Annotated in this window: 14 protein-coding genes; 9 read left to right on the top strand and 5 right to left on the bottom strand. The window is 59.2% G+C overall.

The window, feature by feature from the left end; genetic code table 11:
- Positions 1-237 precede the first annotated feature (237 nt).
- The 5 genes from CFB49_RS13580 to drt5 all read right to left on the bottom strand — a co-directional run bounded on the left by CFB49_RS13580 (position 238) and on the right by drt5 (position 4,268).
- Positions 238-813 carry a recombinase family protein gene (locus tag CFB49_RS13580; RefSeq protein WP_089491568.1) on the bottom strand — a complete coding sequence of 192 codons (576 nt, stop codon included), beginning with the start codon at positions 811-813 and terminating at the stop codon, positions 238-240.
- Positions 814-1,211: 398 nt separating this feature from the next.
- Entirely contained in the window at positions 1,212-2,108 is an 897-nt protein-coding gene (locus CFB49_RS13575) for a hypothetical protein (RefSeq protein WP_143329287.1), read from the bottom strand.
- A 32-nt stretch (positions 2,109-2,140) separates the two neighbouring features.
- Positions 2,141-2,305 carry a hypothetical protein gene (locus CFB49_RS36305; RefSeq protein WP_179234899.1) on the bottom strand — a complete coding sequence of 55 codons (165 nt, stop codon included), beginning with the start codon at positions 2,303-2,305 and terminating at the stop codon, positions 2,141-2,143.
- Positions 2,306-2,399: 94 nt separating this feature from the next.
- On the bottom strand, positions 2,400-2,774 hold the full coding sequence (locus CFB49_RS35690) for a hypothetical protein (protein ID WP_143329286.1): 375 nt from the start codon (positions 2,772-2,774) through the stop codon (positions 2,400-2,402).
- 12 nt (positions 2,775-2,786) lie between these two features.
- Positions 2,787-4,268, bottom strand: coding sequence for an antiviral reverse transcriptase Drt5 (gene drt5 / locus CFB49_RS13570; protein WP_089491566.1), 1,482 nt, complete (start codon positions 4,266-4,268; stop codon positions 2,787-2,789).
- Between the two features lie 521 nt (positions 4,269-4,789).
- Between drt5 and CFB49_RS35685 the strand changes: the two genes are divergently transcribed.
- The 9 genes from CFB49_RS35685 (at position 4,790) to CFB49_RS13530 (ending at position 11,477) form a co-directional block, all read left to right on the top strand.
- A complete protein-coding gene (locus CFB49_RS35685) occupies positions 4,790-5,443 on the top strand; it encodes a hypothetical protein (RefSeq protein ID WP_143329285.1) in 654 nt (217 codons plus the stop codon).
- Positions 5,444-5,984: 541 nt separating this feature from the next.
- On the top strand, positions 5,985-6,281 hold the full coding sequence (locus tag CFB49_RS36770) for a helix-turn-helix transcriptional regulator (RefSeq protein WP_256979906.1): 297 nt from the start codon (positions 5,985-5,987) through the stop codon (positions 6,279-6,281).
- The gene (locus CFB49_RS13560) at positions 6,278-6,802 is read left to right on the top strand and encodes a hypothetical protein (RefSeq protein WP_089491565.1); all 525 of its coding nucleotides are present in this window, start codon (positions 6,278-6,280) and stop codon (positions 6,800-6,802) included. Before CFB49_RS36770 ends, CFB49_RS13560 begins: the two co-directional genes overlap by 4 nt.
- A gap of 330 nt (positions 6,803-7,132) precedes the next feature.
- Positions 7,133-7,309 (top strand): hypothetical protein, encoded by a 177-nt coding sequence (locus tag CFB49_RS13555; RefSeq protein ID WP_089491564.1) that lies wholly within the window; start codon positions 7,133-7,135, stop codon positions 7,307-7,309.
- Positions 7,302-7,604, top strand: a complete 303-nt coding sequence (locus tag CFB49_RS13550; protein ID WP_089491563.1) for a hypothetical protein — start codon at positions 7,302-7,304, stop codon at positions 7,602-7,604. Before CFB49_RS13555 ends, CFB49_RS13550 begins: the two co-directional genes overlap by 8 nt.
- Positions 7,597-7,809 carry a hypothetical protein gene (locus CFB49_RS13545; protein ID WP_006765346.1) on the top strand — a complete coding sequence of 71 codons (213 nt, stop codon included), beginning with the start codon at positions 7,597-7,599 and terminating at the stop codon, positions 7,807-7,809. Before CFB49_RS13550 ends, CFB49_RS13545 begins: the two co-directional genes overlap by 8 nt.
- Complete coding sequence (locus CFB49_RS13540; protein ID WP_041189722.1) at positions 7,802-8,149, top strand: hypothetical protein; 348 nt, start codon at positions 7,802-7,804, stop codon at positions 8,147-8,149. Before CFB49_RS13545 ends, CFB49_RS13540 begins: the two co-directional genes overlap by 8 nt.
- 9 nt (positions 8,150-8,158) lie before the next feature.
- Positions 8,159-8,485: a hypothetical protein gene (locus tag CFB49_RS13535; protein ID WP_089491562.1), complete on the top strand. Its 327-nt coding sequence runs from the start codon at positions 8,159-8,161 to the stop codon at positions 8,483-8,485.
- A 127-nt stretch (positions 8,486-8,612) separates the two neighbouring features.
- Positions 8,613-11,477 (top strand): DUF927 domain-containing protein, encoded by a 2,865-nt coding sequence (locus CFB49_RS13530; protein ID WP_179234898.1) that lies wholly within the window; start codon positions 8,613-8,615, stop codon positions 11,475-11,477.
- The last annotated feature ends 192 nt before the right edge of the window (positions 11,478-11,669 follow it).

Below are 11,669 nucleotides of genomic sequence, written 5' to 3'. Positions count from 1 at the left end.
GGCAACCCGAAGCACCCAACGAATACCAAGATATGAATATCAGCAATAGCGATCAACGCGATGCGGGCGCACGGAGATTGAATGACCGTTTGCTGAGTGAAGCAGTCGTCTGAACGTCTTAGCGATGCGTTGAACGAAGGTCCCTTCTTGGCCGAACTGAGCCAGACAACCTGACACTGTCTGCTTGGTCCGGTGAGCCGGGCTCTAGCAGGGCGTGAGTTGAACGGCGCGCGCAGCTTAGACTGCGTCGCGTACCCGCATGATCGTCTGGCGGCTCGTGCCAAATCGCCGAGCAAGCGCGGCCACGCTTGCCCCCGCGCCCAACGCGCGCAGCACGTCCGCCCGCTGCTCGTCCGACAGGGCGGACGGCCGCCCCATCGCCTTGCCTTCCGCCTTCGCGCGAGCGATACCAGCGTGTGTGCGCTCAATCAACAGATCCCGCTCGAATTCGGCCACCGCGTTCAACACCTGCATCGTCATCCGGCCGGCCGCGCTCGTTAGATCTACGCCACCCAGGGCAAGACAATGAACCCGGATACCGCGTTCGGCCAATCCCTCGACCGTGGCCCGCACGTCCATCGCATTGCGGCCGAGTCGGTCGAGCTTCGTCACGATCAACACGTCGCCTTCTTCCATCTTGACGAGCAACTGCGCAAACCCTGGCCGCTGATCGGCGCTTACGCTCCCCGAAATGCTTTCCGATACAACGCGGCGCTTGTCGACCGAGAAGCCGGCCGCCTCGATCTCTCGTAACTGGTTCGCGGTGGTCTGGTCGGACGTACTGACGCGGGCATAGGCAAAGGTTCGGGACATATCGGGCACTCAATCTGTACGAAATCGATGTCCGAATGTAAGGCAATGTCCAAAATATTTCAACCCTTATTTACGGACAGGGCAGAATGCCCCTGTCCGTAAGGGATCGCTTTTGGACAGGCGCATTTGATTGGAGGCCGATTACCTTCTGGTCGGTCGCTCGGACAGACAGGAAGGTGCCATTATTCGAATGACAACAACCAGTTGCAGTCGTTCTAGCGGGCCGTCTGCTATGCAGCGGTCTCCGGACCTTCGTTCGCGACGGTCAAATTCACGCTGCCGCCCAGGTTGCAGCCACTGAATCGCACGGCGCACGGTGAGGCGAACGACTGGTCAGAGAGGAGCTGCCGTTAACGCTGTCGCGCTAATCCCGGCCTGTGAGAAGTCTCTAGCGAAACCTACTCTGTGTCTGTATCCTCCGCTTCAATCGCGGGCTCATCATCACCAAAGCTGGCGAAGATGCAGGCGTCGAGTTCGCAGGGGTAGATGTCGAGCTCCGTTGCAATCCGCTGCACCAAGTCTTGAACGAAGAGGTATACCGCTTCGTCAGTCATGGCAGAGCCTCTGGGCACGAAGTTCGCACCGAACTCCCGGAGCCTTTTGAGGACTCTGCTGTCTAACGGTACCTCGTATCTGGACAACCCGATCCATTGAATGAAGTTCCGAGCTTGCTTCTGGCCCAGGCCTGGAAAGTCGCCGGAGCGCAAGTAGTCTGCGACCTGGCGCTCCTTTCGCGACGTCGTGTTCTTTTCAAGGGTTGCCAGTTGCGCCTGCAGTTGCGCCCAGCCATCTAACTTCTGAAGGTTGTTGAGAGTCTTCGCAAGATTCTTCGCGATGGTCACCGAGCGCCGTAGACCTGCTCGGGTGCATTCTGTCTCGATCAAACGTTGAACGTCCCTGGAATTCCTGCATCTCTCCAAATTGAGAGCCGGGCTGTCCGAATGGAGGAATTTGCTCGCGGCTGACTTCGGGCCGGACCGCTGCTGCGTGGTCACGTTGCAGCCGACGAGAACTCGCCAGATTTCCTCTTCCGAGAGGTCAAGCGCTTCACTCCGCTTTACGTTTCGGGCGCGACGCCGAATTGCAAAATCCTTGTTCTTGCTCTCCTCGACGAGGCGCTTCCACCGAGAAATGGTGGTGGCGCTGATGCTCCAGTTCGCAATCATTTTATTCCCCTCCCATGCGTCTAGGTCAATTCGCCCAGCGCCGGACCGGTCGTTCCCGGCCAGGTCGTCGGCGGTGCAGATCGAGCGCCGGGCCGCGGTAGCGCAGCCGTCATGCGATTCGGAACTCATCGAATGTCGGTCGACGATCCGCAGCGGACCCTCTACTTGCCCGATAGCGGCCATTGACGTGGATCGAACGCGCGAGCGCGATTGTTGTGCTTGCAAAATTCATCAATCGTCATCGGTGGCTCGTTTTTCAGCGTTGTCTTCTTTGCCAGAGGTATAACGGCAGGCGCGAAAACAACGCGACGTGCGGCGGCGCTCATGGCGGCCTCCCCGTCAGGCTTCAATAGCCGCCACCGACTGCAACGCCAGCCGCGCTATCGTCATCGAGGCAGTCCACGCAGCGCGTACTTGCGTTTATTCGCGACTCTCTTGAGCGGGCACAAACCACTCTTTTTCGCTTTCCGGCAAGAGTAAGGGAATCGCAAACTGAATGCGACTGACCGCCGTCTCTTTCGACGCCTTGTCGCCTTTTGCTCCTGCACTAAGCCCCAAAACCTTAATTCCACCTCCAACCCCGGCGCTGCTGGCGTCTTCGGCGGTAAGGGCTATGTCGAAATCCACGATTGTCGATTTGAGTCGTGCGCTTTCTGAAAATCGCTCATGTGAAGCGTATTTGTGCCCTCCATCCGAACGCGGAACAACATAGGCGCCATACTCAGAATTCTGAGCCTCGCGAATTCCCGCAATGACTTCAACGAGCGATTCTCTTATAAAATCGCGCAGCTTCATATCTCACCCCAATCACAGTTTTTTCACGCAATCGGCAATCATGAAATTCAGGGTTGAAGCCTTCGCGAAATAGTCGAGCAAGTAATTTCGCTCCCCAGATTTCAGCGATCGCATCCCGATTGCAGCCGCCCACGACAACCAATCCGACTGCCCATTTTTCAGAAGATCCGCTCGAATCTCCTTAAACCCAAAACCTTGCTCCGGGATTTCGAGAATTTTTGATCTTGCAATTTTAAATTCCGAAGATAGCTCGTAAATCCTTAGAAGAATATCGCCATAAATCTTGCAACCAGACAAAAAGTTCTCGGCAATACACCCAAGCCAAAATAGCTGATACTCAAGGAAAAAAGTCCCGATTTTTAAGTAATCAAGTATGACTGCGGCCAAATCATTTCTTTCCTTGATAGTCCCGCATATCGCGTGAATATGCTTCATCAAGTTTGGAAACCTCGCAAGCAATGCGGGGATATGCTCAAGCACACTGTCACTGTAAGATCGCAAAAATATCAGTATGCGCTCTGCATCCGATTCATCGAGAGCGTCATCTTTCAGAAGTGCGAGGAGCCCATCGATCTGCTCTTGCGACAGATTATTCTCCACTTCGTTGTCCACTTCGATAGCAGCCACGCCGGAAGCCGTAGGAACGAGTTGAATTTCGTGAACAATTTCATAAAGAGCATTTTGCAAATTTGAAAGCGTTTCCTGCACGTCTCCAGACGGCTTGTCGTAATGCGTTTTTGAAGGATTGATATTCAGCCCATACTGCCCAAGCATATGTTGAATTCGAATAAAATCCTGCTGAAGCACGGACGGATCGTTATCAAATATCGTGAAATCATCCATAAACCTTACGATCAAGGATGATTTGAGAAACTTGCTAAGATCGATGTATTTCAGAAACTCATTCCCAATCATTTTGCAAGGGTAAATTCCCTGGGGAAGAAAGTCAACGCTGCGTCCAGCATTAATTTCCCGCATATATTTACCGAAGGCATTGGCGTCCAGGGCGGAGACCTTGTCCATTGCGGAAAACCAATGTGACAAGTCATGATGATAAATGCTATTGAAGTATGATGCGATATCAAATTGAATCTTATGTTTGTATTCTGCCTCACCTTCTTCCAATGCCTTTTTATATTCCATATAGGCAACGTGAACGGGAATGTGAGAGCCATTCTTGAATCGATAACCAAAACTTCTTCGAGCAACGCTAACCTCAGGACGAAACACTCCACGATTCCTGTATACGAGATCGTATATAAAATATTCTGCAATAGGATCCAGCTTCACGGTTCGCCGCAAATGCCCCCGGGGCTTTGTCGCGTATACCCTTTGTTGTGCAAGAAAATTGTCAGTAACCACGTCTTCTTTTAATATTTTTTCATTGATGTATGTGGAGATTTCCGTGCCATGATTTTCCGCCATAAAAAGATTAAGTTTCAGCGGAAATAAGGTGGCTGGAATATCCGCCTTTAAAAAATCAATTGTTGACATGGTCTCTCGATGCGCTATGAATTTTGCTACGCCTCACAATGACAGCACGCGATCACTATTTGCGCGAAGTTTTGCGCAATGGGAGCAGCAAGTGCGCGCCGACGCCTCATGACTTTACTAGAATTTTCGTGTCATCGAAACACGGCTGGGGCTTTATTTTCTGGGCCGATTTAGTTTACTGCTCTGAAAGTATTCGCCTCTCCCATTCGCGGACGCTGTCGGCTGTAATTAACGCGTTGAGGCCGACGCGCAGCTCGGAGTGCGTGTGGCCTCGCTGCTTCATCTCATAGTAATGCGACCGGCTCCGGGCGTGCCAATTTCGCGACTGGCCGCTCTTGGCCGAACGAGCCGGTCGCCGCCCTGCGACGCGGGGTCGACGCAGATTGACCCTGAGCGGTCGCTGACACTTTTCCCGAAACGGACACTCGCCGTTCAAGTTTTCGGCAAGCGTAACGGGACGCTGTACGATCCGCTAAGGATCTGGTGAAATCAGCGCTGGGTAGTCGCGGAGATCGTCGACGATGAAAGTGGGAAACTCAGTCCGGCTGGCAATAGATGACTGGTCGCGTGGGGAGCTCGAGGCTGCAATGCTCCACTCCTGTAATGCCGTCGACGGTACTGCGAGAAAGCTGCATTCAGGGTGGGGAAACAAGAAACGCTTCACACAGGTGATCCGCGATAACTACGGCATCTTCGGTCCTATGGCGATGCCTGGCATCAACGTGGAAAGAAGCAGATTTCACCACGTGGCAATCCAAGGGCCAACGACTTCTGATGGCGTGCCTGACGTCGCGGACATCGTGTATGGAATCCATCGGTGTACGCATGGTCACGGCGATGATCTGCCGCAAGGCTTCGAGTTGGTGTCAGACGCGCGATCTCTGCACGTGACACACCTTGAAGCAAATCAACCAAGCGGGAGTATTCGGCTCAGCGATCGAACCATTTTTGGCCTTTTGGCAATCGCAGTGTTTGCACCTGTGAATCGAGCCGAGCGCGTGCCGGATGGGTATTACCTGACATACAGCACGCATACTTTCCCGATCAACGATTGGTGGGGGCGGGCCGACGATTTCTTGAGAACGCTCATGCAGATCCAACAAACGGAGCCCTTGCCAGACTTGACGCTGGATTTTTCCACGTGGAGTCGGAAGGCCGGTACGGCTGGAGTATGAAAGGTTTGACGCCGATTTCGCGAGTGCATCGTCATCTGTGCGGCGATCCCGGTTTTGTGTTGTCGACAATGTGGGCGACTGAATCGAATGGCCGTTCCTGGTTGCAGTCGCTGAGTTTTGAGGAAAGCTGTCACTCAACGTCATAGCTCAGCGGACGACAAAAAGCGCAGCTCCTTGGCCGGACAGTGACACCGTATATTGCGGTCTCAGATAATCCGAGACAAATCTTTTATGGGGGCAGACCTTTCGATATAATTGCGGTACTTGTTGGCACCTAATCGAACACGGCTCTAGGAATCTGTGGGCGATGCAAGGGAAAAAGGCGGGGAATGCTCAATCGTTGAGCATATTTTGTCGCGCTGACGAGAGGGTGCCGGGGGTGTGCTACCAACACATCCCGCCGGCGATTTTTGGCTTGGCTGCCTGTTCCATAATTGGAGGAACCACAAGAGCCCCCGCGCCTAGGAAACGCATAGCTCTTGTTAGGACGAATGATACCGCGCGCGGCGCGCCGTGCAAAGTAACTTTGCAAGATTACTTTGTGCGTCTCCTGGAAACTTCATTGCGCCCGTACTTTGATAGTACGGCGCGGTTTATTGCTGCCGCTTTCCTCTTTTTTGCGGAACAGGCCATTTCTGAACAGAAAATGGCTCTTAAGATTCTTCGACTTATTGGTGTGCTGGATTGCGTCGGCGTCAAGAAAACGACGCTGTATCGCTGGATTCGTGAAGGCAAGTTTCCAGCGCCGGTCCAGTTAGGGACCAGGAGCGTCGGCTGGCGCGCGCAAGACGTCCAGAACTGGGTCGAATCCCGCCAATCGACGCGGGAGCAAGCATGAGCGCGCCCTCCCTTACGATCGATCGCGGCGGCCCGTATGGTCGCGCGATGGGCGTGGCCGTCACGGCGCGCGACGCCGCGTTCGTGCGTTGCCGCGACGCCCGCCTCCGCAAGCTCGCAGGAATCCTCGATGACATCGAGGGTTGCTTCTGGAATCGTGGCGACGACACCGGGAAGCTCGTAGCGATCGCCGTCACGCTCGCCTCGACGCTCGCGCTCGAAGCCCCGCACCTGACGACAAAGCAACTTGGCACCGCCTGCGAGAAGTTCGTCCAGGCGATCGCCGCTGCTGAACAGGATTCGGCGAACTACCGTCGTCGGCAGTATCGACAGCTGCGGAAAGCCTATCGTGCGCTTTACAACGACATCGATGCGCAGTGCACGGACGGGACGCGCCGCTTGCAAGTTAGTGCCCTGCTGCGGGGTGTCGCGCTCGGCCAATCACTGGCGCAGGGCAGCTCGCGACTGGATATCGAACAGCTCAAGCTGGCGACCGCCGTGCTCAAGGGGGAGGCCGCCTGATGCTCGCCCAAAGTTGCTTTGCACTAGGCAATATACGGCGTGGGCGTCGCGATTTGCGTCGTCCAGTATCGCGCGGTATCCTGTGCGCGTCGCTGACACAGAAGCGACCGGGTTTGGAAGCCCGATTGTTCCAAGGCGGACGACCGCCGCAGTGCGGTTTTTTTACGTCCGTGTGCCTTCGCGCGCCTCTACGATCAATGGGTGGGCGACGGTGGGGAGGCTTCGGCCTGCCGGTTCCCTTGGACGCCGGTCTTCCAACCCTGCTGTCTGCCCGCCCACCCCATTTGGAAGTGGGGAGCGGGTTCAACCCGTCCAAGGAGGTCGCATTCAATGCGCCAGCTCTCGCACGCCCGTACCGGGCAGCAATCCCACCTCATTCAATCCATCGTCCGCGCAGCACTGCGCGACGCAGCAACCGCCAGCACGTATCAGGACGCGCTCGATGCAACCGGCGCGGCACTGGCCGCGATCGCGGCGCTCGTCCGTGCGGAGGTGCGTCATGGCTGAGCTGCGCTGCAAGATTGGCGATCTGGCGATCGTCACGCAATGCGATGCGCGCTCACGCATCGGCATGCTGGTCGAAGTGGCATCGGCTCGTCCGACGCCTGATCACGATTGGCGTGTGCGGATTTTGGGCGGCTCCGTCTCGGGGCGTAGCGTCTGCGGTCGCCGGTCTGGCGACTTCACGCACGCGGCCGTCTTTGACTGGAACCTCACGCCGATTCGCGGCGAAGCGGAGCTGGATTGCACGATCGACGTCGGGCAGCTCCTCGCGTCGATTCTGGAGGTGCGCCATGTCTAAATACCGCCTGCCGAACGAAGTTACGATGATCGCCATGTGTGCGGCCCATCAGTTCGCCCAGCTCGAAGCCCTGTTCGATGCTGTCCGTTCGCATCTTGCGGAGGGCACCTACGAGCGAGCGCTCGTCGACATGGGGCAAAGCGTCGCGAGCCGGTACTCCGCCGAAATGCGCCGCACCGCGCAGCCGGAGGTGTGCCATGACTGACCAGCGCATCCGAACCGCGGTTATCAATGGCTTCGACAATGCGCCGCCGCTCGATACCGGCGCTCCGATCGAGCTGCAATTCGCCGTGGACCTGGGCGCGATCTGCGCCGACGCATGGCTCGACCTGAAAGGCGACGTGCGGCTGCACGACTACGCGGCGCATCAAGCCGCCGCATTCGCGCGCGGTATGGAAGCCTCCATGCAGGACGCAGGCGACGTCGACGCGCACCGCGTGACGATCAGCCGGCAAGCGTTCGCGGCCGGCCTGATGGGGCGCGTACAACAGCACCTGTTTGCGGCGCTCGGCCTCGTTACGCGCGAACCGCGCACGACGCACTAAGGGGCGGTCATGGCAAAGACGAACAAGAATGCCGTGCAACCGCTCGCGTCGCACTTCGTGGCCGAGGTGAACCGTCCTGACCGCGACCGCATCGGGACGCGGATCAGTGACGCAATGGAGCTGCTAGACAGCCTGCATTGGGCGGCCGACAAGGCTATGTCCGATGACGACTACTGGCTTGTGCTGAGCCTGTTCCGCGCGTCCCTGCCGTCGATCGGTGCGGCGCTGGAGGCGGCCAACGACGCCCTTGGCGAGTCGCGGCTCGGCCGCTACGTCTACAGCAACGACGTCACGGCCGGCGGTGCGGTTCTGTCGGTGCCTCGCGCGGCTGGCTGACGCTCCGCCGCAAGGCAACGTCGAATCATTCAATTCTTCGCGCGTCGGGTAGCTGCTTGTCCGATATGGACTACTAATCGGAAGTCGACCGACGCGCGTCCAGTGGGAACCTATGAGTAACGCACCCATGTCCGAATTCGAGCGGGCGAGAGTCGCGCTCGGCTATGTCCCGCCTGACGACCGCGATACATGGCGTCAGGTGGGGATGGCGCTCAAGGCCGAGTTTGACGAGGAGGGCTTCGCCCTCTGGAACGAATGGAGCCAAGGCGCGCAGAACTACAACGGCAAGGACGCGCGCGATGTGTGGAAGTCGTTCAAGGGCGGCAAGATCACCATCAACACGCTGTTTCATCTCGCCAAGCAAGGCGGCTTCGATCCGCGCGCGCATCGGGCGAAGCCGGTCGATCCAGCGGAGCGCGAGCGGCAGAAGGCCGAGCGCGCGGCACGCGAAGCGGCCGAGCTGGCCGAGTTGACGGAGAAACAGCAGGCCGCGTCGACGCTTGCTGAATCGATCTGGTCGGCGGCCGAGCCGGCACCGGCCGATCATCCGTATCTTGTCCGAAAGCGCATCCCGGTCGACGCGCTGCGCGTCTATCGCGGCGGCTTGTGCATCGGCACGGCCGCATGCGACGGCGCCCTCGTCATCCCCGCCCGTGACGCGGAAGGCAAGCTGTGGACGCTGGAGTTCGTCCTGACGGACGGCCAGAAGCGCTATCTGCCGAACGGCCGCAAGGCGGGCTGCTTCTCGTTGATCGGCGGCCCGCTATCTTCCGCGCCGTCCACGCTGCTGATTGGCGAGGGTTACGCTACGTGTGCGACGCTCGCGGCCGCAACGGACTATCCGGCCGCCGTCGCGTTCGACGCCGGCAACCTGCACGCGGTCGCGACGGCGCTGCGCGGCCAGTATCCGGACGCCCGCATCGTCGTGTGCGCCGATGACGACCACACGACGAAGGGCAATCCGGGCGTGACGAAGGCCCGCGCGGCGGCCGAGGCCGTCGCCGGCATCGTAGCCGTGCCGGACTTCGGTCCGAACCGCCCGGCAGCCGGCACCGACTTCAACGACCTGGCTGCACACCTCGGCCCGGAAGCGGTGGCCGCCGCCGTGCGCGCTGCGCTCGCGCCGGCCGGTTCGTCGGATGCGGGCAAGCCCAAGGTCGCGCCAGCCGCCCCGAAGCCCGCCAAGCGCCCGAAAACGGCCCGCGCGCAGGATGGCAAGTCGCGGTTCGTCGTCGACGACAAGGGCGTGTGGTTTCACGGCTTCAACAATCAGGGCGATCCGCTGCCGCCGCATTGGGTCAGCACGCGTATCGATGTGATTGCGGAGACCCGGAACGAGATGAACAGCGAGTGGGGCTACCTGCTCGAATTCACCGATCGCGACGGCATCCTGAAACGGTGGGCGGTGCCGGCCGGCCTCTTTGCCGGCGACGGCACGGAGCTGCGCCGGATGCTGCTCGACATGGGCGTGAAGCTCGGCGTCACGCAGATCGCCCGCACGCAGATCGCGAACTATGTGCAGATGGCGCAGCCGGACGAGCGCGTGCGCTGCGTGCCGCGCGTCGGCTGGCATCACGGCGCGTTCGTGCTGCCCGATCGCGTCATCGGCACCGGCAAAGAGGCGTTGATCTATCAGGCCGATACGCCGATCCAGAGCCAGTTCAAGGAGCGCGGCACGCTGGACGACTGGCAACGCGAGGTCGCGGCCTACTGCGTCGGCAATAGCCGGCTGCTGTTCTGCGTCGCTACCGCCTTCGCTGGTCCGCTGCTGCATTTCTCCGGGCTTCAGTCTGGCGGCTTCCACCTGCTCGGCACGACGTCCAAGGGCAAGTCGACGGGCGGTGTCATCGCCGCGTCCGTGTTCGGCTCGCCGGACTACGTGCGGAGCTGGAAGGCGACCGACAACGCGCTCGAAGCGGTCGCTACGCAGCATAGCGACGCGCTGCTGATCCTCGATGAAATCGGGCAGGTCGAGCCGCGCCTGGTCGGCGATGTGATTTACATGCTCGCGAACGAGTCAGGCAAAGCCCGCGCGTCGCGTAGTGGCTCGGCCAAGCCGGTTCTCACGTGGCGGCTGCTGTTCCTGTCGAACGGCGAAAAGAGCGTGTCCGCGCTGATGGCCGAGGGCAACAAGCCCATGAAAGGCGGTATCGAGGTGCGCTTGCCCGCGATCCCGGCCGAGGTGGGCGAAATGGGTGTCGTGGAGAAGCTGCACGGCTTCCCGACGCCGGCCGCGCTGATCGAGCATCTAGAGCGCCACGCCGGCAGGCACTACGGCACGGCGGGGCCGGCCTTCATCGAATGGGCATCGTCGCAGGCCGATGAGCTGGCCGAGCATCTGCGCATGCGCGTCGACGAGCTGGTCGGGCAGTGGGTGCCGGACGGTTCGCATTCGCAGGTCGCGCGCGTCGCTAAACGGTTCTGCCTCGTTGCGGTGGCCGGCGAGTTGGCGACGGCGCACGGGCTGACTGGCTGGCCGCAGGGAGAAGCGGTCGAGGCTGCGCGTCGCTGCTTCGAAGGCTGGCTCGAACTGCGCGGCGGCACGGGCAATTCGGACGAAGCGGATGCGGTGCGACAGGTGCTGCACTTCCTCGTCGCACACGGCGACAACCGTTTCGTGTGGATGAACCGGGCGCAGGACGACCATCGACCGAACGCGCCGCACCGTGCGGGCTGGAAACGACTCGTGAAACACGACAAGAGCAGCATCGCCATTGAGTCGGATCAAGCGTATTACGCGGAGTTCGGCGAGAAGATGAGCGCCGAAGACGCGGAAAGCGTCGAGACGGAATACCTGATCGAATCAACCGTGTTTCGTAAGGAGGTGTGTGCCGGCTACGATCATCGGATCGTCGAGAAGGCTTTGATGAAGCGGGGCGTGTTGATGCCGCGCAGCGATGGGCGTCCGTATCGACAAGAACATATCCCCGGCATGACAAAGAGACTCATGGTGTATCGCGTCCTGCCGTCCATCTTCTCGCTCGAAATCTGAGATCCGCCGCCGCCGTCCGGGAGGGCGGTGGCGGGCATTCCTTTGCGCGGCATTTTTCGCCCGTGCGTCAAAGTTACTTTGAGCGATACGCTCCAGACGGAACTGGGTGGGCAGTTGCCGCGAATATTGCAGCAACCGTAACAATCCGGGCGTGTTTATCTCCAGTATCTCCAGCGCTCTCCAAATCGTTTG

Origin of the sequence: Burkholderia sp. AU17457 (assembly GCF_002223255.1) — a bacterium.
GTDB lineage: Bacteria > Pseudomonadota > Gammaproteobacteria > Burkholderiales > Burkholderiaceae > Burkholderia > Burkholderia sola.
This window is presented reverse-complemented; position numbering and strand designations above follow the sequence as displayed.

Excerpts from the sequence above, each read along its gene's own strand:
- CFB49_RS35685 (WP_143329285.1), top strand. The coding sequence starts at position 4,790 with ATGAAAGTGGGAAACTCAGTCCGGCTGGCAATAGATGACTGGTCGCGT.
- CFB49_RS13580 (WP_089491568.1), bottom strand. The coding sequence starts at position 813 with ATGTCCCGAACCTTTGCCTATGCCCGCGTCAGTACGTCCGACCAGACC.
- CFB49_RS13545 (WP_006765346.1), top strand. The coding sequence starts at position 7,597 with ATGTCTAAATACCGCCTGCCGAACGAAGTTACGATGATCGCCATGTGT.
- CFB49_RS13540 (WP_041189722.1), top strand. The coding sequence starts at position 7,802 with ATGACTGACCAGCGCATCCGAACCGCGGTTATCAATGGCTTCGACAAT.
- CFB49_RS35690 (WP_143329286.1), bottom strand. The coding sequence starts at position 2,774 with ATGAAGCTGCGCGATTTTATAAGAGAATCGCTCGTTGAAGTCATTGCG.
- CFB49_RS36305 (WP_179234899.1), bottom strand. The coding sequence starts at position 2,305 with ATGAGCGCCGCCGCACGTCGCGTTGTTTTCGCGCCTGCCGTTATACCT.
- CFB49_RS13560 (WP_089491565.1), top strand. The coding sequence starts at position 6,278 with ATGAGCGCGCCCTCCCTTACGATCGATCGCGGCGGCCCGTATGGTCGC.
- CFB49_RS13530 (WP_179234898.1), top strand. The coding sequence starts at position 8,613 with ATGTCCGAATTCGAGCGGGCGAGAGTCGCGCTCGGCTATGTCCCGCCT.
- CFB49_RS13535 (WP_089491562.1), top strand. The coding sequence starts at position 8,159 with ATGGCAAAGACGAACAAGAATGCCGTGCAACCGCTCGCGTCGCACTTC.
- CFB49_RS13575 (WP_143329287.1), bottom strand. The coding sequence starts at position 2,108 with ATGAGTTCCGAATCGCATGACGGCTGCGCTACCGCGGCCCGGCGCTCG.
- CFB49_RS13555 (WP_089491564.1), top strand. The coding sequence starts at position 7,133 with ATGCGCCAGCTCTCGCACGCCCGTACCGGGCAGCAATCCCACCTCATT.
- drt5 (WP_089491566.1), bottom strand. The coding sequence starts at position 4,268 with ATGTCAACAATTGATTTTTTAAAGGCGGATATTCCAGCCACCTTATTT.
- CFB49_RS13550 (WP_089491563.1), top strand. The coding sequence starts at position 7,302 with ATGGCTGAGCTGCGCTGCAAGATTGGCGATCTGGCGATCGTCACGCAA.